General features: G+C 69.7%; 15 protein-coding genes. 5 read left to right on the forward strand and 10 right to left on the reverse strand.

Annotated features, from left to right (window positions below; translation table 11 throughout):
- Positions 1-8: 8 nt before the first annotated feature.
- The 7 genes from EJI01_RS23015 to EJI01_RS23045 form a co-directional block, all read right to left on the reverse strand.
- Positions 9-623, reverse strand: coding sequence for a histidine phosphatase family protein (locus EJI01_RS23015; protein ID WP_126839456.1), 615 nt, complete (start codon positions 621-623; stop codon positions 9-11).
- A gap of 125 nt (positions 624-748) precedes the next feature.
- Positions 749-3124 (reverse strand): penicillin acylase family protein, encoded by a 2376-nt coding sequence (locus tag EJI01_RS23020; RefSeq protein WP_126839457.1) that lies wholly within the window; start codon positions 3122-3124, stop codon positions 749-751.
- A 228-nt stretch (positions 3125-3352) separates the two neighbouring features.
- Positions 3353-3997 (reverse strand): CDP-alcohol phosphatidyltransferase family protein, encoded by a 645-nt coding sequence (locus tag EJI01_RS23025; RefSeq protein WP_126839458.1) that lies wholly within the window; start codon positions 3995-3997, stop codon positions 3353-3355.
- A gap of 188 nt (positions 3998-4185) precedes the next feature.
- Complete coding sequence (locus tag EJI01_RS23030; protein WP_260602614.1) at positions 4186-5613, reverse strand: GTPase/DUF3482 domain-containing protein; 1428 nt, start codon at positions 5611-5613, stop codon at positions 4186-4188.
- Positions 5610-6989, reverse strand: a complete 1380-nt coding sequence (locus EJI01_RS23035; protein ID WP_260602615.1) for a DUF2868 domain-containing protein — start codon at positions 6987-6989, stop codon at positions 5610-5612. The genes EJI01_RS23030 and EJI01_RS23035 overlap by 4 nt, the downstream gene beginning before the upstream one ends.
- A 297-nt stretch (positions 6990-7286) precedes the next feature.
- Positions 7287-9125 (reverse strand): ABC transporter ATP-binding protein, encoded by a 1839-nt coding sequence (locus EJI01_RS23040; RefSeq protein WP_185879028.1) that lies wholly within the window; start codon positions 9123-9125, stop codon positions 7287-7289.
- Positions 9126-9778: 653 nt separating this feature from the next.
- Positions 9779-10666 (reverse strand): LysR family transcriptional regulator, encoded by an 888-nt coding sequence (locus EJI01_RS23045; RefSeq protein ID WP_126839460.1) that lies wholly within the window; start codon positions 10664-10666, stop codon positions 9779-9781.
- Between the two features lie 79 nt (positions 10667-10745).
- Here EJI01_RS23045 and EJI01_RS23050 point away from each other — a divergent pair, with 79 nt between their 5' ends.
- Together EJI01_RS23050 and EJI01_RS23055 are read left to right on the forward strand one after the other, a co-directional pair.
- Positions 10746-11570, forward strand: coding sequence for a DODA-type extradiol aromatic ring-opening family dioxygenase (locus EJI01_RS23050; protein ID WP_126839461.1), 825 nt, complete (start codon positions 10746-10748; stop codon positions 11568-11570).
- A 66-nt stretch (positions 11571-11636) separates the two neighbouring features.
- The gene (locus EJI01_RS23055) at positions 11637-12479 is read left to right on the forward strand and encodes an alpha/beta fold hydrolase (protein WP_260602618.1); all 843 of its coding nucleotides are present in this window, start codon (positions 11637-11639) and stop codon (positions 12477-12479) included.
- Here the strand turns inward: EJI01_RS23055 and EJI01_RS23060 are convergent.
- Genes EJI01_RS23060 through EJI01_RS23070 form a run of 3 tightly spaced genes read right to left on the reverse strand, consistent with a single transcriptional unit; the run spans position 12476 to position 13999 of the window.
- The gene (locus EJI01_RS23060; RefSeq protein WP_126839462.1) at positions 12476-13300 is read right to left on the reverse strand and encodes an aldo/keto reductase; all 825 of its coding nucleotides are present in this window, start codon (positions 13298-13300) and stop codon (positions 12476-12478) included. The two genes, EJI01_RS23055 and EJI01_RS23060, sit on opposite strands and share 4 nt — an antisense overlap.
- 2 nt (positions 13301-13302) lie before the next feature.
- Positions 13303-13638, reverse strand: coding sequence for a helix-turn-helix domain-containing protein (locus tag EJI01_RS23065; RefSeq protein ID WP_126839463.1), 336 nt, complete (start codon positions 13636-13638; stop codon positions 13303-13305).
- Complete coding sequence (locus EJI01_RS23070) at positions 13619-13999, reverse strand: type II toxin-antitoxin system RelE/ParE family toxin (RefSeq protein ID WP_126839464.1); 381 nt, start codon at positions 13997-13999, stop codon at positions 13619-13621. The genes EJI01_RS23065 and EJI01_RS23070 overlap by 20 nt, the downstream gene beginning before the upstream one ends.
- A 114-nt stretch (positions 14000-14113) precedes the next feature.
- On the opposite strand from EJI01_RS23070, the gene imuA reads away from it, so the two are divergent.
- From imuA to EJI01_RS23085, 3 genes are read left to right on the forward strand one after another with little or no spacing between them, the layout of a single operon-like run.
- On the forward strand, positions 14114-14914 hold the full coding sequence (gene imuA / locus EJI01_RS23075; protein ID WP_126839465.1) for a translesion DNA synthesis-associated protein ImuA: 801 nt from the start codon (positions 14114-14116) through the stop codon (positions 14912-14914).
- Entirely contained in the window at positions 14883-16253 is a 1371-nt protein-coding gene (locus tag EJI01_RS23080; RefSeq protein WP_126839466.1) for a Y-family DNA polymerase, read from the forward strand. The genes imuA and EJI01_RS23080 overlap by 32 nt, the downstream gene beginning before the upstream one ends.
- Positions 16246-19569 (forward strand): error-prone DNA polymerase, encoded by a 3324-nt coding sequence (locus tag EJI01_RS23085; RefSeq protein ID WP_126839467.1) that lies wholly within the window; start codon positions 16246-16248, stop codon positions 19567-19569. The genes EJI01_RS23080 and EJI01_RS23085 overlap by 8 nt, the downstream gene beginning before the upstream one ends.
- The last annotated feature ends 16 nt before the right edge of the window (positions 19570-19585 follow it).

Genomic DNA, 19585 nt, shown 5'->3' on the forward strand with positions numbered 1-19585 from the left:
TGCGGCCTTCAGGCCAGCGACGCGCCGCCTTCCACATGTTGCAGGAGCGGCTTCACCCGCCATGTAGGACCGTTTCGCTCGAAGCGCAGCGGCTGCGCATTTCCGAGCAGCTCCAGGTCCGCGGGAACGCCGAGCAGCGCCGCCAGCACGTACAGCGAGCCACCGTGCGCCACCACCAGCACCGGCGCCGGATGGGCCAGCGCGACTTCGAGCGCGGCGCGCTTGCGGGCAACGAACTGGGCCAGCGTTTCGCCGCCCTCGGGTTCGCAGGCCCAGTTCAGGCTGGCGGAAGAGGTGCCGATCAGCGCGCCGAAATTGCGCTCGCGCAGGCTTGTCTGCACCAGCGGGGCGATGCGCAGGCCGGCCGCAACCGTGTGGGCGGTATCGAAGGCGCGCTTTGCATCGCTGCACACCACGCTCCTGATCGGTTCGCCGGCCAGCAGTTCGGCCGCGCGCGTGGCCTGCTGCAGGCCGAGCACGCTCAGCGGCGTGTCGACCGCCTGGAAGATGCGCCGTGCGTTGCCTTCGGTTTGCCCGTGGCGCAGGAAGTAGAAGTGATCGCAGGCCGGCGCCAGCGGCACTGCGGCGGCCAGTCGAACCAGTTGATCGAGACCGTCGTTCATTGAGACCTCCAGACAAGGTGTGACTCATTCCAGGAACACCGCGGAACCGGCTTTGCCGGGCCGCTGGTGTTGCCCCCGGCGAGGGGGTTGGCGGCCACACGAAGTGGGCAAGCCTGGGGGTGAGTCTAGTATTCGAGTCGCAGGGGGCTGCCCACGCGCTGCGCCTCGATGTCGGCACGATGGAAGGGCAGCGGGTGCCATTGCTTGGCGGCGAACAGCGGCAGTTGGTCGTAGGCGCGGGGCGATGCGAGGTCGCTGCTCTGGCCGTAGGTCAGTATGGCCTGGGCCACCGGCCCGCGCTCGTTGAAGCCCACCACCTGCATGTAGCTGCTGCCGTAGTTGATGTTGTAGCCCTTCGGATCGATCAGCGACTGGCCCTGGCTCTCCACCTTGTTGAGCACGCCTTCGAATTCGTCGCCGCCATGGATCGCGATCTTCTGGCCGCGCACCATGCGCGTCTGCACCTCGGCCAGCGGCACATCGGCCGCGAAGCCGGCGGTGCGAACGATGGAGACTGCGTCGCCGAGCGCCTTGAAGACCGCATCGCGCGTGGCCGACGTGGCCATGTCGAGGCCGGCCGGCGTCGCGACCGGGCGCGTCGGGTCGAAGGGCACGCGCCAGACCTTCGGCACGTCCTTGGCCTTGCGCCAGAACTCGCGGAACAGCGGCGCGCCTTTCGATGCGCTGTTGCTGGTGCGGTCCCAGGCGGCGAGCACGCGGCAGCCGAGCGTCTGGTCCGGCGTGAGCGCGGAGGCGCCGGCGTTGCAGGCCGACACCAGGTCATCGACCACCAGCATGCCGGCCAGGTTGCGGTCGCGGAAGATCACGTTCTGCAGCTCGGCCGCGCCCATCTTGTCGCCCCGCAGGCCGTCCTTGCCGGCCAGCCGGGCTTCGATCTCCATGATGCTGCTGCGCGTGCGCAGCCGCTGCGGCGTGCCGACGAAGCCGACCAGCGGCGAGATGCCGGCAGGCACTTCGATGTGCGGATTGCTGAGCCAGAAACTGTCGTTGCTGTTCTGCACCCAGTCCGGCGTCACGACGACCGGCATGCGCGCCGGCGCGGTCACGCCGGGCATGGCGGCTGCGGCGTCGCGGTGCCAGGCGCAGGCCGAGCGCGAGCCGTCGAGCACCGGCAGGCCGGCGGCATTGAGCAGCGCGGCGGCACGGGGCGAGGGCGCGCAGCGCTTCAGCATGTCGGCCGACACGTCGGGCACCACCGAGAGATCGGCATACATCGCATTGCCCTCGCGGTCGGCCGCGATGGTGTTGATCCACGGCATGCCCTGGTTGCCCATGGCAGCGCGCAGTTCGGCGACGTTGCGCGCGAGCGCCATCTGCATCCAGCTCTGGGCCGAGCGCACGTTCTGCGTGTTGGCGTCGCGGATCGCGTAGGCCGTGGTCGCGGTCCAGCCGAGGCCGGCGCGCGGCAGCGAGACGACCGGGCCCCAGTCGGTGCCGTAGAAGGTCTTCGGCGGGGCCGGGCCGCCCACGGCGGGCACGCTGACGATCTTGGTCGTCATCTTCCTGCGCTGGCCATCGACGAAGTAGACCGTGGGGTCGTCCGGGTCGAGCTTCAGCTCGTAGAGCGTGAAGCGCTTGCCGGTGGAGACCGTGTGCGTCCAGGCCACGTCCTTGTTGAAGCCGATCGCGACCACCGGGCTCAGTGCACCGGTGGCGCCCATCACGTCGAGCTTGCCGGGGATGGTGAGGTGCATCTCCCAGAAGCGGTTGATGCCGGTCCACGGGAAATGCGGATTGCCCAGCACCAGGCCGCGGCCGTCGGGCGTGGCGTTGCGGCCGAAGGCCCAGCCGTTGGAGCCGAGCTCGCCGCCCTCGGGATTGGCATTGAAGCTGTGCCGGCCGATCTCCGCGACGGCCTGCTGCAGCGCGACCGGCTCTGCGGCGGCGTTGCGCGTTCCCGGCGCGGGGGGCGCGGCCGCGAGGACCGCGCCGGCCAGCGCGCCGACACCGCCCTGGATCATCGACATCTCGGTGGTGCGCGACAGGTCGGCCAGCGACATGGGACGCACCCAGGGCTTGTTGCGGCAGGCTTCGGGCAGGCCGTTCGGGCCTGCGTCCTGCAGATAGCGGTTGTAGCCGGCCACGTAGCCGCGCCACGAGGCCTTGACGTCCTCGTTGTTGTGGGCGGCGGCACGCGCCAGCGCGGCGTCGTCCATGTGGGCGCGCACGAACAGGTCGATCTGCGAATTCCGCAGCCGCCCCAGGCCGAGTTCGCCGGTGGCCTGCGCGCCGAGGAACTGCGAGCGCTCGCCGCGCGCGGTGAGCAGGTGTTCCGCGGTCTGGCACACGTTGTCCTGCGCGTGCGCGTAGGCCACGCCGTAGGCGATGCCTTCGTAGTCCGGCGCCGTGATGTGCGCGATGCCGTAGGTGGTGCGCTCGATCGTCACGCTGCGCGAACCGGGCGGCGGCGCGCTGGCGCAAGCGGCGAGGGCCAGCGCGAGTGCGAGCGGAGCGAGGCGGAAGGAGGTCGTGGCTGTCATGGGCTGGGCTTCTTCTGGAGTGAAAAAAGTGCTGTCGATTAGAGGTTGGCGCCGCTGGGTGACGATTGCGTGATAACCCGTGTGGCCTGTCGCCGGCGCTACAGTTGCCACTCGATCGGCAGGCGCGAAGAGAAGTCGATCCGCAGGCGCTGCGGGACCGTCCGGTCGAACTCGCGCGAGACCTCGCGCACCACCGGGCCGATCGCGATCACGTGCGGGCGGCGCGCATCACAGCTTCGGAATATGCAGCGTCTTGCTGATCATCAGCGTGCCCGAGAGGGCGAACAGCAGGGTCAGCGGATGCAGGGCCCAGGGCCCCAGCATCCAGACGCCGCCCCAGAGCGCATCGCCGATGCGGCCCTGCCAGGCGGCCCAGGCGAGCACGGCCACCAGCACCACGCTGGTCGGGATCGGCGTGCCCTCGAAGTACTTCACCTTGTCGGCGCCGGCCGAGAGCGCTTCGGCCGTGACGTTGTAGCGCGCCAGCCGGCTCACGCCGCAGCCGACGAAATAGATCAGGATCACGCAATCCCAGCCGCCGTCCAGGCCGGCGGCGAAGGCGAGCGCGGCGGGCGCCACGCCGAAGGAGATCACGTCGGCCAGCGAGTCGAGCTCGCGCCCGAGCGCCGACTGCGTCTGCCGCCAGCGCGCGATGCGGCCGTCGAAGACGTCGAAGATGAAGGCGGCGGGCGCCAGCGCCGCGGCCCAGAGGAACTGCGCGAGGGACTGGCTCGCCACATAGGCCATCGCGAGGAACACGGCGCCGACGCCGCAGGCCGCGTTGCCGAGCGTGAACACGTCGGCCAGGTGGAAGCCGCGGATCATCGAGAAATGCTTGCGGGCCCGTGCGACGACGGGAGGGGTGGTGGCCATGGTCGTTCTTTCGAAGGGAAAGCTGCGCTGCACCTTAGCGCAACTGCGGGAGGCTTTCTGTAGTCGCAATCCACAAACCCGTTCGGCCTGAGCTCAGGAGAGGCTTCGACAAGCTTGGCCCGAGGGGATCGGAGAGGCGGCGCCGAGCTTGATGATCGCGAGGGGTCGCGGGCCATCCATCTCCGGGATCACGTCGCAGCCGGCGCGAGCTTCTCGATGGCAACCACGGCGCGCTCTGCGACGCGCGCCACCACGTCCTGGCGCTGCGGCGCCTCGCGCCAGCGCAGCCGGGCACCGCTTTCCCATTCGGGGTGGCTGCGTGCCGGCTGGGCCGCGCGCACCAGCTCGGCCAGCGGGCGCTGCGTCGCTTCGGTACTGCCTGCGGTCGTGCCGGTGGCGATGCGGTCGACGGCCGCATGGCCGCGCTGCTCCAGCGCGCGCACGAGCTTCAACTGCCAGCTTGCGATCACGAACAGCACGCGGTCTTCCACCGTGAGCTCGTGCACGTCGCGCAGCTTGTTGGCGAGCTTGCGGCCCAGCGGCCCCAGGCCCTGGGAGACCGCACCGCCGATGGCACCGCCCAGCGCCGCACCCGCGCCCAGCGAGAGGCCATGCAGCGCGAGGTCGGCCACCACGCCGACCGCCGCGCCGACGGCCACGCCCTTGCCGAGCAAGACGCCCGCATCCTTCAGCGCCTCGGGGTGGAAGAAGTCCATGGTCCAGCGGCCTTCCACCAGCGGCAGCGGCGCCTCGTCGGCATCGCCCTCGCGGAAGCCGTAGAGCGCAAGCAGGTCCTCGGCGCAGCGCTGCGCCTTGTCGAACACGGCCTTCTGCAGCGCGGCGATCAGCCGCCGGCGGCTGCTCTCGATGGCGAATTCGACGGCCGATACGTTGCGGCGCAGCGCGGCCGCATCGACCAGCAGCTCGGCGATGCGCGTCGCCGCGGCCCGCCGCCGACTGGCGAACTCGGCTTCGAGGAAGGCGGCCACGCCGTCGAGCTGCGCGCGCCGATCGCGCAGCAAGGTGGCGAGGTCGCGGTAGAGCTCGCGCTCGGCGCCGACGAAAGGCGCGGCCGCGTCGAAGCGCACCACCACATGCAGTCCGTAGGCCGAGAGCAGTTCCTTCCAGGCGGCCTCGCGGTTCGCCGCGTCGCGCACGAAGTTGAGCACCGGCAGCACGGGCCGAGCGCAGGCGTTGAGCAGCTCGATCTCGGCGCGGAACTTGGGCAGCACCGGCTCGCGCGCATCGATCACCAGGAAGGCGGCATCGACCTCGAGCAGGGCGCGCAGCACCTTGGCTTCCTGCTCGAAGACACCGTGCGCCTCGGGGCCCTGGAGGAAGCGGCGCACGCGCTCGGGCGGCGTGAGGTCCTTGTCGTCGAAGGCGGCCAGATGTTCGCGCAGGGCGACCGCGTCTTCCAGGCCCGGCGTGTCGAAGAAGCGCACGGCGGCGCGGCCGTTCACCTGCAGCTCGACGGCTTCGACGTGGCGCGTGGTGCCGGGCTGCTGCGACACCTCGCCGAAGTTCACGCGCCGCGTCAGCGTGCGCAAGAGCGAGGTCTTGCCGGCATTGGTGTGGCCGACGACGGCGATGCGGATCGGCTCCGTCATCGTCATGCCCATCCGCGCAAGGCGGCTTCCGGCGTATCGCTGGCAGCGATGCGCTCCAGGCCGGCGGCGGTCAGCCAGGCGTGCCAGCGGTCGCGCGTTTCCTGCACCTGGCCGTCCAGCAGCCACAGCCGGCATTCGCTGCTGAGCGCGGCCACCTCGCGCAGGAAGCGCTCGGTGCCGCGATCGGGGCTCGAAGCCGCGTTGCAGCCGACCAGCACGCGGCGCGGCCGCACGCGGGCCAGCGTATCGAGCAGGTCGCGCCGCGCGCCCGCGCTGCCGTCGATGCGCAGCACCTGCGCGGCTGCGGCATCGAGCCCGGGCGGCGGCCACGGCAGCTCGTCCGGCAGCTCGAAGCCGATGGCCATCAGCGTGTCGGTGGTCTCGCCGGCAGCCAGGCCGGTGGCAGCGCCGTGCAGCAGGCGGCCAGCGTCGGCATCGACGATCTGCCGCGGCGCCATGGCTTCGAAGCGCGCCAGCAGCCGGCGGTGGTAAGGCTGCGAAAGATCGGGCGCGAGCGCCTTTCTGCGCGCCTGCCAGACCAGCGCGCAGAGCAGCGCGAAGAAGAGGCGCGGCAGCAGCCCGTAGACCACGATGCAGCCAGTGAGCCACAGCGCCCAGGCGCGCTGGCCGGCCGCGGCGGCGAGCGGCGACAGCACGGTCTGCGCATCCGGCACCGCAAAGCCCAGCCGGGCCGGCGCCGCGCCGAGCAGCTGCACGCCGCGCACGAAGAAGGCCGGGTCGAGGATGGTCGTCTCCCAGCTCAGCGTGTAGTTGCGGAAGGCCAGCGCAAAGAGCAGGGCGGCGAGCACCACCGCGAAGGAGATCGACCAGATCGCGTGGCTCACGAAGCCCAGCGCCCAGGGCAGCAGGCGCGCGCGGGCCAGCAGGCGGGTGGCAGCCCGCAGCAGGATCGGCGCCTGGCCGCGCTTGCCGCCGGCCACGCGGGCCGTGAGCGCCAGCCACAGCCAGCCGAAGGAGGCGTTGAAGCCGCCCAGCGGCACCAGCAACCCGAAGAGCCACAGCAGCAGGGTCAGGAGGTGCAGGCCCAGCAGGCTGGCGAGCGCCACCACCACGTTGATGCTGCGCGCGCTGCCGCCGACCACGCTGCCGGCGAGCGTGAGGCCGGCAACGACGATCAGCGCCACCAGCGCCAGCAGCACCCACGGCGCCCAGGCGCGGGCGCGTTCCAGTTCGTTCAGCAGGCCGATGCGCTTGCCGAGAAGGCGTGCGCGTTCGATGACCCGGCCGCAGCCGTCGGACCGCAGCGCCATGGCCTCGCGCATCGCTTGCGCGTCATCGAGCGGACCGGTCTCTTCGACCAGTTGCACGGCCTCGGTGATCGTCGCATCCTGGAAATCAAAGCGCTGCGCTGCGGGGTTCAACGGCTTCCTTCAAAGAGAGCGCGAAATTATGCCCGGCGCCCCCGGCCGTCGCCCCATGAAAAACGGGGCCGCGATGGCCCCGGAATCCGCGTCCGCGAAAGGGCGCAGACAAGAAGATGGCGGTTGTTCAGCGAAGGCCGAAGAACGAGAGCACGGCGACCACGACCACGACCAAACCGACGATGTAGATGATGGAATTCACGGCGAGGACTCCTCTTGTTGAAGACCATTCCAGGGTGACAGGCGCAGGATTTCAAGCTGTAGTCGGCTGTCTGCGGGCCCTGTAGGACTCGCGAGTCACTCGTCGTCGCCATCCCCCAGGAAGCCCCCGCTCTGGTGCGCCCACAGCCGCGCGTAGAGCCCGCCCTGCGCGAGCAGCGACTTGTGATCGCCCTGTTCGACCACGCGGCCCTCGTCGAGCACGATCAGCCGGTCCATGGCCGCGATGGTCGACAGCCGGTGCGCGATCGCTATCACGGTCTTGCCTTCCATCAGCCGGTACAGGCTGGCCTGGATCGCGGCCTCGACCTCGGAGTCGAGCGCACTCGTGGCTTCGTCGAGCAGCAGGATCGGCGCGTCCTTCAGCATCACGCGCGCGATCGCGACGCGCTGGCGCTGGCCGCCGGAGAGCTTGACGCCGCGCTCGCCCACGTGCGCCTCGTAGCCGCGGCGCCCGTTCGGGTCGCCCAGCGTCTGGATGAAGTCATGCGCCTCGGCGCGTTCGGCCGCCGCGCGGATCGCCTCTGCGCTCGCGTCCGGCCGGCCGTAGGCGATGTTGTCGGCCACCGAGCGGTGCATCAGCGAGGTGTCCTGCGTGACCATGCCGATGTGGGCGCGCAGCGAATCCTGCGTGACGTGCGCGATGTCCTGGCCGTCGATCAGGATGCGGCCGCTTTCCAGATCGTGGAAGCGCAGCAGCAGGTTCACCAACGTCGATTTGCCGGCGCCCGAGCGGCCGACCAGGCCGATCTTCTCGCCGGGCGCGACGGTGAGCGTGAGGTCGTCGATCACGCGGCGGCCGCCGTCGGCGTAGCGGAAGCTCGCGTGATCGAAGCGCACTTCGCCGTGCGGCACGGCAAGCACGGCGGCGTCGGGCGCATCGAGCACGGTGCGCGGGCGCGACAGCGTCTTCATGCCGTCCTGCACCGTACCGATGTTCTCGAACAGGCTGGTCATTTCCCACATGATCCAGTGCGACATGCCTTGCAGGCGCAGCGCCATCGCGGTCGCCGCGGCCACCGCGCCGACGCCGACCGCGCCCTGCGACCACAGCCAGAGGCCCGTGCCCGCCATGCCGGCGGTCAGGCCCATGCTGAGCGTGTGGTTGGCGATCTCGAAGGCGCTCACCAGCCGCATCTGGCCATAGCCGGTGTGCATGAATTCCTTCATCGCCGCGCGCGCGAAGCCGGCCTCGCGCTGGGTGTGCGAGAACAGCTTGACGGTGGCGATGTTGGTGTAGGCGTCGGTCACGCGGCCGGTCATCATGGCGCGCGCATCGGCCTGCGCCTTGCCGATCTCGCCGAGCCGCGGCACGAAGAAGACGAGCGTGGCGATGTAGAGCACGAGCCAGATCACGAAGGGCAGCATCAGCTGCGCATCGAGCACGGCCGCGAGCACGATCATGGTCGCGACGTAGACGCCCATGGCCACCAGCACGTCGGCCAGCACGAAGACGGTCTCGCGCACCGCCAGCGCGGTCTGCATCACCTTGGCCGTGATGCGGCCGGCGAACTCGTCCTGGTAGAAGGCCATGCTCTGGCCCAGCATCAGGCGGTGGAAGTTCCAGCGCAGCCGCATCGGCAGGTTGACCGCCAGCGTCTGGTGCTTGACCACGGTCTGCAGCGCCACCACGGCGATGCTGGCGACCAGCGCCGCGCCCAGCCACATCAGCGTGTCGCCGCGCTCTTCCCACAGCCGGGCCGGCACCTGGCCGCCGAGCCAGTCGACGATGCGCCCGAGCATCGCGAACAGCAGCGCCTCGAAGGCCGACATCGCGGCCGTGAACAGCGCCATGGCGAGGATCTTGCCGCGCAGGCCTTCGGTGCAGGCCCAGAGAAAGGCGAAGAAGCCGAGTGGCGGCAGTGCGGGTTCGGCGGGGGGATAGGGATGAAGCAGTTTTTCGAAGTAACGGAACAAGGCGGGCTGTCTCCAGTGAGGCGCCACTGCAACGGCGGGCCCGCCTTCGCGCATGCGCAGGCCTATTGGTGTGCCGGGGCGCGGAGGCGGGCGGTGTGCCCTGTGCCGGCCGACGTCACCGGCCCTTCGGGCTTCCCTGCGCTGCTCGCGCCAGGCGGGGTCTCGCTCAAACTCGCTTCGCTCAAACAGTCGCGAGCCCTGATCCGCCTGCCGCTGCGCTGCTCGGCGGTGCCTCAACGGCCGGCCCAGGGCACACCGCCCGCCTCCGTGGACGCGCTGCGGCGTTGCAAATGCTCGCGATACCTACGGGTATCGCTGCGCTTTGCGCCTTGCATCGCATCCCGTCTCGGGCGTCCCCTCACCGCCCATTTCAATGATTCAGCGCCTAGGGCCTGTTAGCGCTATTTGCGGGGTCGCGAAGGCCTGCCAGGGCGGGCCAATCAAGGCGCGCGACGCCGTGCGTGCGTCGGCACGCACAAGGAGCGCAACGCCGAGTGGCGCGCCCTGGCAGGCCTTCCCTTCGGGTTGCCCAGCCAAGGGGCCGTCTGCGGCGTTGCCCGCGCTTGCAAGGCGCAAGCCTTGCTGCGCGCGGGCGCCTTGCGTCCAGCCCCTTGGCTGGGCAACGCGATCCCCGCAAATAGCGTTAACAGGCCCTAGCGCCCCGACAAGCGTTCTCCGAGAAAGTCGATGAAGCTGCGCATCTTCGGCGCCATGTACTGCCGGCTGGTGTAGACCGCGAACAGCGTCATGCCCGGCGCGGCGTAGTCGGGCACCAGGCGCACCAGCCGCCCGGCAGCCAGGTCCTCGTCGATGAGCCACTCGGGCAGGAAGGACATGCCCATGCCCGCGCGCACCGCATGCAGCGTGAGCGTCGTGTCGTCGGACTTCATCACCGGCTGCAGCCGAAGCGGCACCTGCCGCCCGCCCGGGCCCTTGAGCGCGAGACCTTCGATGTTGACGTAGCTCGGCACGATGGCGCCCAGCTTCGCCAGGTCGGCCGGCACCGCCGGCACGCCGGTGCGCGCGAGGTAGTCGGCCGCGGCGACCAGGTGGAACTGCAGGCGGCACAGCGGCCGCGCGATGAGCGCCGGCGAGGGCTCCTGCGTGGCGCGCAGCGCGAGGTCGTAGCCGTCTGCCGCGAGATCGACCTTGCGGTTCTCCAGGTGCATGTCGACCAGCACTTCCGGAAAGCGTTCGCGAAAGGAGGCCAGCACGCGCGCAATGCGCGGCGTGGCGCACCACACGGGCGCGCTGACCTTGAGCTGGCCGCGCGGCGCCTCGTTCTTCTGGCCGATCGCGGCCTCGGCCGCATCGAGCAGGTCGAGCGCGCGCCGGCTCTGCTCGTACCAGGCCTCGCCGGCTTCGGTCAGGCTCAGGTGCCGGCTCGATCGGTGCAAGAGACGCGCCCCGAGCGACTTCTCGAGCTGCGCCACGTGCTTGCTGGCCATCGGCGCCGAGACGCCCAGGCGCTCGGCGGAGGCGACGAAGCTGCCCGATTCGACGACCTCGCGGAACACGCGCAGGCTGGTCAGGCGGTCCATGGATGATTTCCTCTGAAGAAATGAACCCATGAATACTAGGCTATCGATTTCTCGAAGGGAAATCTCTAGACTGGTGCGCATGACCACGCAAACCCTGCCCACCTATTTCATCTCGCACGGCGGCGGCCCCTGGCCGTGGATGAAGAAGGAAATGGGCAATGCCTACGCCCCGCTCGAGGCCGCGCTGGCCGACATGCCGCGCCAGATCGGCCGCCGGCCCGACGCCATCCTGATGATCTCGGCGCACTGGGAAGCGCCGGCCTTCACCGTGATGGGCAACCCCAAGCCGCCCATGATCTACGACTACGGCGGCTTCCCCGAGCACACCTACCACGTGCACTACGACGCGCCGGGCTCGCCCGAGCTCGCGCGCCGCGTGCAGGGGCTGATCGAGGCCGCCGGGCTGCCCGCGGCCCTGGATCCGGAACGCGGCTTCGACCACGGCATGTTCTCGCCGATGGCCGCGATCTATCCGCAGGCGGACGTGCCTGTGGTGCAGCTCTCGCTCCGGCGCGGGCTAGATCCGGCCGAGCACCTGGCGCTCGGCCGTGCGCTGGCGCCGCTGCGCAACGAGAACGTGCTGATCGTCGGCAGCGGCCTGAGCTACCACAACCTGCGCAACTTCGGGCCGCAGGCGCACGAGCCGTCGAAGGCCTTCGACGACTGGCTGGCCGCGACCGTGGATGCGGCGCCGGCGCAGCGGGTCGAGCGCCTGCTCGACTGGTCCTCTGCGCCCGCGGCCCGCATCGCGCATCCGCGCGAAGAGCACCTGATCCCGTTGATGGTCGCGGTCGGCGCCGCCGAGCAGGATGCCGGCCAGCGCATCTACCACGAGGATGCGTTCATGGGCGGCATCGCGGTGTCGAGCTACCGCTTCGGCGCGGCGGCCGGCGACGCGGCCTGATCGACGCCGCTTGATCGACGCCGGCACAATGTGCCGGTGCCGTCAGACCTCCACACTTTCGACCCCGTGGCCGATGCCCAGGCGCATCGGCTGATTGCGCGCACCGATGCGCTGTCCGTTCATCACGATGCCCTGCACGACGGCCTGCGCGTGCGCTGGCGCCGCTTCGGCGACGGCCCGCCGCTGGTGCTGCTGCACGGCGGCCACGGCAGCTGGATGCACTGGCTGCGCAACATCGAGGCGCTCTCGGCCGCGCACACGCTGTGGCTGCCCGACATGCCGGGCTTCAACGATTCCGACACGCCGCAGCGGCCGGCGCCCGGCCAGGAAGCCTTGGGGCCCTCGCTCGATGCGATGGTCGCCACGCTCGACGGCCTGATCGGTGCCGGGACCGAGATCGACCTCGGCGGTTTCTCTTTCGGCGGCCTGGTGGCGGCGAAGTTTGCGCAGAGGCGCGGCGGCATACGGCGGCTGGCGCTGATGGGCAGCGGCGGGCACGGCACGATGCGCCGCATGACGGCCGAGATGATCAACTGGCGTGCCGCCAAGGACCGCGAGGAGGAGCGCGCCGCGCTGCTGCACAACTTGCGCGCGCTGATGCTGCACGAGCCCGCTGCCATCGACGCGCTGGCCTTTGCCATTCACGACATCTCCTGCCATGGCACGCGCTTTCGCAGCAAGGAGGTTTCGATGGCGGGCGGGCTGCAGGCGGCGCTCGACGCGCTCGGCGGGCCGCAACTGCTGGTCTGGGGCGAACACGACGTGACGGCCGATTCGCGGCCGCTGGTCGCGCAGCTCACAGCCGGCCATCCGCAGCGCGAGGGTGCGGTGGTCGACGGCGCCGGCCACTGGGTGCAGTACGAGCGCGCGGCCGAGGTGAATGCGCTGCTGCTGCGCTTCTTCGCCTAGAGCTGTAGCGAGGCCGCGTTGCGCCGCCAAAAGGCGGCATCCGGAAAGCCGTCCGCACCGGCCGCCGCGTTGTCCGCCATGTGCTCGGGCCGGCTGGTGCCGGGGATGGTGCAGGTCACGGCTGGGTGGCTCAGCACGAACTTCAGCAGCAACTGCGCCCAGCTCGCGCAGCCGATCTCTGCGGCCCAGCCGGGCAGGGGCTTGCCGCGAAGCCGGCGCATGAGGCCGCCGCCGCCGAAAGGCATGTTGGCGATGACCGCGACGCCGCGCTCGGCGGCCAGCGGCAGCAGGCGTTGCTCGGCCTCGCGCGCATCGAGCGAGTAGTTGATCTGCAGGAAGTCGAGCTTCTCGGCCCGCAGCACGGCCTCGACTTCCGGGTAGGCCGAGGCGGTGTAGTGCGTGATGCCGAGATAGCGCACGCGGCCCTGCTCCTTCCAGCCGCGTAGCGTTTCGAGATGCGTGCGCCAGTCGACCAGGTTGTGCACCTGCATCAGGTCGATGCGCTCGGTGCGCAGGCGCTGGAAGGACTGTGCCATCTGCGCGATGCCGGCCTCGCGGCCGCTGGTCCAAACCTTGGTGGCGAGGAAGGCCGTGTCGCGCTGCTTCGCCGCAGCCAGCAGCAGCTCGCCGGTAACGGCCTCGGCCCGGCCGTACATCGGCGAGCTGTCGATCAGCCTGCCGCCAGCCGCGAACAGCGCATCGAGCACGCCGGGCAGGCGCTGGTGCTCGGCGCTGCCGGCGGCGACATCGAAGCCCATCCAGGTGCCGCAGCCGATGACGGGGAGGGCTTCCTGGGTGGAGGGGATGGGGCGGGTAGTCATCTTCAAGCCACTGCGAACATCAGATGCCCTGTTGGTGCGGCTGCCGGCTTGACCTTGATTTCGATGTCGTAGCCGAGTCGGTTGAGACAGTCCATCAGCTTGCGCTCGGACAAGTTGGAGAACTCGCCCCGCAACAGGGCCGAGACCTTCGGTTGCGAAATGCCCATGCGCTTGGCGGCTTCGCTTTGCGTGAGTTGGAGACGGTGGATTGCTTTCGTGATCTCGATGGTGAGGCCGGACTTGATCTTGAGCTTGTCGGCGTCGGGCAGGGCGAGATCGGCAAACACGTTGCCTGAGCCTGCTTCCACTTCAAGACTTTCAACGATTCGTTTTGTCATCACGCAATTCCTTGACCAGTGCTTCGGCCGCTTTCAGCCGCAAGCGAATGACGTCCATCTCCTGTTTCGGCGTGGCGATACCGCTCTTGCTTTTCTTCTGGAAGCAATGCAGGACGAACACTGCCTCTGCAAACCTGATCGTGTAGACCGCTCTGTATGTGCCGCTCACATCGTCTTCGATGACCTCCAGGACGCCTGCTCCGCCGAAGCCCTTCAGCACCTTGGCGGCTGCATGCTGTTGGCCATGTTGGGCGAAGTCGAGGGCATGGCCAAAGAACTTCCGCACGTCGATCGGCAAGGCCATGAGGTCCTTCTTGCTGCTCCCAATCCAGAACAGAGGCTTTTCGATGGAAGCAGGCATGCAATTTATCCCATAAATGGGATGAAAGGGCGCTCTCGCCCCCTCATCCCTACGCTTACAAAAATCCTGAGACGACCGAAGAATACTGTATAAAAATACAGTTATTCGATCATCATGGGCCCCCCTTCCTTCGACTCCTTTTCATCCTCCGCGCGCCACAAGGTCTGGCGCGGGGACGAGCTGGGCCTGGCCGACGGGCAGGTCATCGGCACCGGCCATGCGGCGCTCGATGCAGAGCTGCCGGGCGGCGGCTGGCCGGTGGGTGCAATGACCGAGCTGCTGCAGTCCGCGCCCGAGGCGCATGCCTGGCAACTGCTGCTGCCGGCGCTGGCGCAGGCGGTGCAGGGCGGCACGGGCCCGGTCGCGTTGATCGGGGCGCCGCAAGAACCCTTCGGCCCCGCGCTCGCAGCGCAAGGCCTGCCGGTCGAGGCGTTGTTGTGGGTGCGTTGCGAGGCTTCGGCAGCCAAGTTGTGGGCCTGCGAACAAGCCTTGCGCTGCGCCGACGTGGCCGCCGTGCTGGCCTGGCTGCCGCAGGCGCGCGTGGGCGAGCTGCGGCGGCTGCAGCTTGCGGCGGCGCAGCACGATGCGCTGCTGTTCGTGTTCCGCCCCGAGACGGCGGCCCAGATGACTTCACCGGCGCGGCTGCGCCTGCGGTTGGCGAGCTGCGGGGAAGACAGCGCGCAAATCGACGTCCACATCCTCAAGCGCCGCGGCCCGCCGCTGGCCTCGCCCATCCAGCTGCCGGCGCGCAGCGAGCGCATGACGGCGCTGCTCGCGGCCAGCCAGTTGCGGCGCAAGCTGCGGCAGCAGCAGGAGGGCGTCTTGCAGCCGATGGCCGAGGGCGCGACCGTGGTCCGCCTCGGCTTCCACCAGGAGAAAGGCCATGCACTGGATCGCATTGCGCTGGCCGCCTGAGCTCCTCGCCGATACCGCGCTGCCGATGCCGCCGCCCGAGGCGCTCGGCTGGTGGGCCTTGCAGTTCACGCCGCGCGTCGCCTGGGTCGACGACGAGGCGCTGCTGCTCGAAGTCTCGGCCTGCGAGCGGCTGTGGGGCGGGCGCCTGTCGTTGATGCGCGAGCTGGCGCGAACCAATCCCGCGCCGGTGCCCGTGCAGCGAGCGCAGGGCGCGACCAGCCGGATCGCGCTTGCACGGCTGCGCATGTTCGCGCGCGGCGAAGAGCCGCCCGCTGACGCCCCTTCCGGTCTGCCGCTCGACACGCTGAGCGCGGCGCGCGACCACCTCGACGTGCTGGCGAACCTGGGCTGCCGCACCTGGGGCGAGGTGGCGGCGCTGCCGCGCGGCGGGCTCACGCGCCGCTTCGGCAAGGAATTGCGTGAAGCGCTCGATGCCGCCTACGGCCTGCGTCCTGAAAGCCACGCCTGGCTCACGCTGCCCGACGCGTTCGAGCAGAAGCTGGAACTCCCCGCGCTGGCCGAAAGCGCGCCCGAACTCATGTGGTCGGCCAACCGCCTGCTCAGCGCGCTGCAGATCTGGCTCGCCGCGCGCCAGCGCGGCGCGGTGGCGCTCGAGCTGCAGTGGACGCTCGACCTCAAGCGCTTCAACGGCGTCGACCTGCCGCCGCATCAGCAGGTCACGGTGCGCACGGCCGAGCCCACGCAGGACATGGCGCACCTGCGGCGCCTGCTGGCCGAACGGCTCGCGCTCACGACGCTGGCCGCCCCCGCCAGCTGGCTGCGCCTGCGCTCGATCGAGACCACGCCCTGGGCCGGCGCCAGCACGAGCTTTCTGCCGGAAGACAACCGCAAGGGCGACAAGCTGCACGAGCTGGTCGAGCGGCTCAGTGCGCGGTTGGGCGCGCAGCAGGTGCTGCGTGCGGTCGCGCAGGCCGACCACCGGCCGGAGCGCCAGCAGGCATGGGTGCCCGCGCTGCACAAGCCACGGCCCGATGCTCGGCCGACGCCGGGCCGCCCCAAGGCGGCCGACGGCCCCCTCGGGGGGCAGCGAGGACACGAAGTGCCGAGCGTGGGGGCCATATACCCGGCCTGGCTGCTGCGCGAACCCCTGCGGCTGGACATGGAAGGCGAGCGCCCCTGCTACCAGGGCCGCCTGCGCAAGCTGGTCGGGCCGCAGCGGGTGGAGGCCGGCTGGTGGGGCGAGGGCCAGCCCGCGGTGCGCGACTACTACATCGCGGAAAGCCCGAAGGCCGGCCTGGTGTGGATCTACCGCGAGCGGCCTTCGTCCTGCTTCACTTCCGAAGCGCCGCGCTGGTACCTGCAAGGCATGTATGCCTGAGCTCAGCGAGAAGCAGATCCAGCGGCGCGCACGGGCTTCGGCCACGGTGCATGCGCTGCCGTGGCGGTCGCAGCCCGAGCCGCTGCGGGCGCCGGCCTTGCCCTCTTATGCCGAGCTGCACTGCATCACGAACTTCAGCTTCCAGCGTGGCGCATCGCACCCCGAAGAGCTGGTGAAGCGCGCCTACGACCTCGGCTACGAGGCGCTCGCGATCACCGACGAATGCTCGGTGGCCGGCGTGGTGCGCGCGCACGAGGGGCTCAGGGAGTACCTCGAAACGCTGGACCCCTCGGAGCAGCATCCGTTCCGGCTGCTGTTCGGCAGCGAGTTCCTGTTCGAGCGCTTCAAGCTGGTGGCGATCGCGCACGACCTCGAAGGCTGGGGCAATCTCTGCGAGTTCATCACCGCGGCGCGCACCACCACGGCGCCCAAGGGCACGTATCGCGTGAGCTGGGCGCAAAGCGATGTGGCCTCGCTGCGCGATTGCGAAATCCTTTTCGTGCCGCTGCGCACGCCGGGTGCGATGCCCGATGTCGCAGCGCTGTGCGCCGATGTGACGGAGGCCGCGCGTCTATTCGAAGGGCATCTCTGGATCGCGGTGGAACTTGCGAACGAGCTCGACGACGACCTCTGGCTCGCCGCCTTGCAACAGGCGGGCATGCAGACCGGCGTGCCGCTGGTGGCGGTCGGCGACGTGCACATGCACGTGCGTTCGCGCAAGCCACTGCAGGACGTGATCACTGCGGTGCGCGAAGGCAGGCCGGTGGCCGAATGCGGCTTTGCGCTGCAGTCCAATGCCGAGCGGCACCTGCGCTCGCGCCTGCGCCTGGCCGAGCTTTATCCGGCAGAGCTGCTTGCCAACACGCTCGAAGTCGCGCGGCGCTGCGCCTTCGATCTCGACGTGATCCGCGAGCACTACAAATACCCGCTCGAGAACGTGGCGGACGGCGAGACCCCGGCCCAGACGCTGGTGCGCAAGACCTGGGAAGGCGCACGGGACAAGTACCCGCTGGGCATTCCGGAGAAAGTGCGGGCGCAGGTGGCGCATGAGCTCGAGCTGATCCTCGAGCTGCATTACGAGATGTTCTTCCTCACCGTCGAAGACATCGTTCGCTTTGCGCGTTCCAAGGACATCCTCTGCCAGGGCCGCGGCTCATCGGCGAACTCCGCGGTTTGCTTCTGCCTCGGCATCACCGCGATCGATCCAGAAACCGGCCACCTGCTGTTCGAGCGCTTTTTGAGCCGCGAGCGCCGCGAGCCGCCCGACATCGACGTCGACTTCGAGCACCAGCGGCGCGAGGAGGTGATCCAGTACATCTACGAGAAGTACGGCCGCGACCGCGCCGCCATTGCCGCGGTCGTGATCTGCTATCGCTCCCGCAGCGCGCTGCGCGACGTGGGCAAGGCGCTGGGCGTCGATGCGCTTCTCGTCGACGAATTCGCCAAGGACCACTACTGGTTCGACCACGTCGTGCTCGACCAGCGTCTCGAAGAAGCGATGCAGCGCGTGGGCGTGCGCGAAGACATGCTCAAGCTGTACCAGTGGATCGAGCTCACGCAGCAGCTCAGGGGCTTTCCGCGCCACCTGAGCCAGCACGTGGGCGGCTTCGTGCTCACGCAGACCAAGCTGACGCGCCTGGTGCCGGTCGAGAACGCGTCGATGAAGGACCGCTCCGTCATCCAGTGGGAGAAGGACGACCTCGAGGCCATGGGCATGCTCAAGGTCGACGTGCTGGCGCTCGGCATGCTGAGCGCGATCCGGCGCGCGCTGGCCATGGTCAACGGCTGGCGCGGCACGGCGCTGCAGATGCACCAGATTCCGAAGAACGACGAGGCGGTGTTCGACATGATCTGCGACGCCGACACCATCGGCGTGTTCCAGATCGAAAGCCGGGCGCAGATGTCGATGCTGCCGCGCCTGCGGCCGCGCACTTACTACGACCTCGTGATCGAAGTCGCGATCGTGCGGCCCGGGCCGATCCAGGGCGGCATGGTGCATCCGTACCTCAAGAACCGCGAGAAGATCCGCAAGGGCGGCGAAGTCACTTACCGCTATCCCGACCTCATCGAAGCGCTCGGCCGCACGCTCGGCGTACCGATCTTCCAGGAACAGGTGATGCAGATCGCGATGATCGCGGCCAGCTTCACGCCCGACCAGGCGGATCGCCTGCGCCGCTCGATGGCGGCCTGGAAGCGCAAGGGCGGCGTCGAGAAGTTCTACGGGCCGCTGGTCGGCGGCATGGTCGACAACGGCTACGACCGCGAGTTCGCCGAGGCCATCTTCAAGCAGGTCCAGGGCTTCGGCGAATACGGCTTTCCCGAAAGCCATGCCGCGAGCTTCGCGCTGCTGGTGACCGTGAGCAGCTGGCTCAAGCTGCACGAGCCCGCCTGCTTCCTGGCCGCGATGCTCGACTCGCAGCCCATGGGCTTCTACTCGCCCTCGCAGCTGGTGCAGGATGCGCGGCGCCATGGCGTCGAGGTGCGGGCGGTGGACGTGACGGCGAGCGAGCTCGATTGCACGCTCGAGAAGGCGGCTGTTCTTCCATCGGAGCTGTCCCCGCGCTTCGCCACCCGCCTCGGCATGCCCGGCCAACCCGCCGTGCGCCTCGGCCTGCGCCGCGTCATGAGCCTCAGCGGGGCCGGCGCCCAACGCATCGTCGAAGCCCGCGCCCAGGCCGCCTTCACCAGCACCGAAGACCTGGCCCTGCGCGCCGAACTCGACGCCAAGGACATGGCCGCGCTCGCGGCGGCCGATGCGCTGCTCGCGCTCTCTGGCCACCGCCGCCAGCAGGTGTGGGACGCCACCGCGCAGCGCCGCGCGCCGGCGCTGCTCAAGGGCGTGCCCATCCACGAAGCGGCCCTGCAGCTGCCGGTCGCGCCCGAGGGCGAGGAGATCGTGGGCGACTACGCCTCGCTGGGCTTCACGCTGCGCCGCCATCCCCTGGCGCTGCTGCGCCCGCGGCTCGCGCGCATGCGGCTATCGAGCGCCGAACAGCTGCGCGAGGTGCCGAGCGGCCGGACCGTGCGCGCCTGCGGCATCGTGATGGGACGCCAGCGTCCGCAGACCGCCAAGGACACCATCTTCGTCACGCTCGAAGACGAAACCGGCAACGTCAACGTGATCGTCTGGAGCCACGTGGTCGAGGCCTGGCGCGAGCCGCTGCTCAAGTCGCACCTGCTCGCGGTGCAGGGCACCTGGCAGCGCGACGTGGACAGCGGCGGCGAGGTGCGCCACCTGGTGGCCACCGGCTTCAAGGACCTCACGCCGCTCCTGGGCCGGCTGGCCAAGAGCAACAAGAGCCGCGATTTCCACTGACAATCGTTCAACGGCC

The sequence above is a fragment of the Variovorax sp. MHTC-1 genome (assembly GCF_003984645.1).
Taxonomy (GTDB): Bacteria; Pseudomonadota; Gammaproteobacteria; order Burkholderiales; family Burkholderiaceae_C; genus Variovorax.

Excerpts from the sequence above, each read along its gene's own strand:
- EJI01_RS23015 (WP_126839456.1), bottom strand. The coding sequence starts at position 623 with ATGAACGACGGTCTCGATCAACTGGTTCGACTGGCCGCCGCAGTGCCG.
- EJI01_RS23020 (WP_126839457.1), bottom strand. The coding sequence starts at position 3,124 with ATGACAGCCACGACCTCCTTCCGCCTCGCTCCGCTCGCACTCGCGCTG.
- EJI01_RS23025 (WP_126839458.1), bottom strand. The coding sequence starts at position 3,997 with ATGGCCACCACCCCTCCCGTCGTCGCACGGGCCCGCAAGCATTTCTCG.
- EJI01_RS23030 (WP_260602614.1), bottom strand. The coding sequence starts at position 5,613 with ATGACGATGACGGAGCCGATCCGCATCGCCGTCGTCGGCCACACCAAT.
- EJI01_RS23045 (WP_126839460.1), bottom strand. The coding sequence starts at position 10,666 with ATGGACCGCCTGACCAGCCTGCGCGTGTTCCGCGAGGTCGTCGAATCG.
- EJI01_RS23050 (WP_126839461.1), top strand. The coding sequence starts at position 10,746 with ATGACCACGCAAACCCTGCCCACCTATTTCATCTCGCACGGCGGCGGC.
- EJI01_RS23060 (WP_126839462.1), bottom strand. The coding sequence starts at position 13,300 with ATGACTACCCGCCCCATCCCCTCCACCCAGGAAGCCCTCCCCGTCATC.
- EJI01_RS23065 (WP_126839463.1), bottom strand. The coding sequence starts at position 13,638 with ATGACAAAACGAATCGTTGAAAGTCTTGAAGTGGAAGCAGGCTCAGGC.
- EJI01_RS23070 (WP_126839464.1), bottom strand. The coding sequence starts at position 13,999 with ATGCCTGCTTCCATCGAAAAGCCTCTGTTCTGGATTGGGAGCAGCAAG.
- imuA (WP_126839465.1), top strand. The coding sequence starts at position 14,114 with ATGGGCCCCCCTTCCTTCGACTCCTTTTCATCCTCCGCGCGCCACAAG.
- EJI01_RS23080 (WP_126839466.1), top strand. The coding sequence starts at position 14,883 with ATGCACTGGATCGCATTGCGCTGGCCGCCTGAGCTCCTCGCCGATACC.
- EJI01_RS23085 (WP_126839467.1), top strand. The coding sequence starts at position 16,246 with ATGCCTGAGCTCAGCGAGAAGCAGATCCAGCGGCGCGCACGGGCTTCG.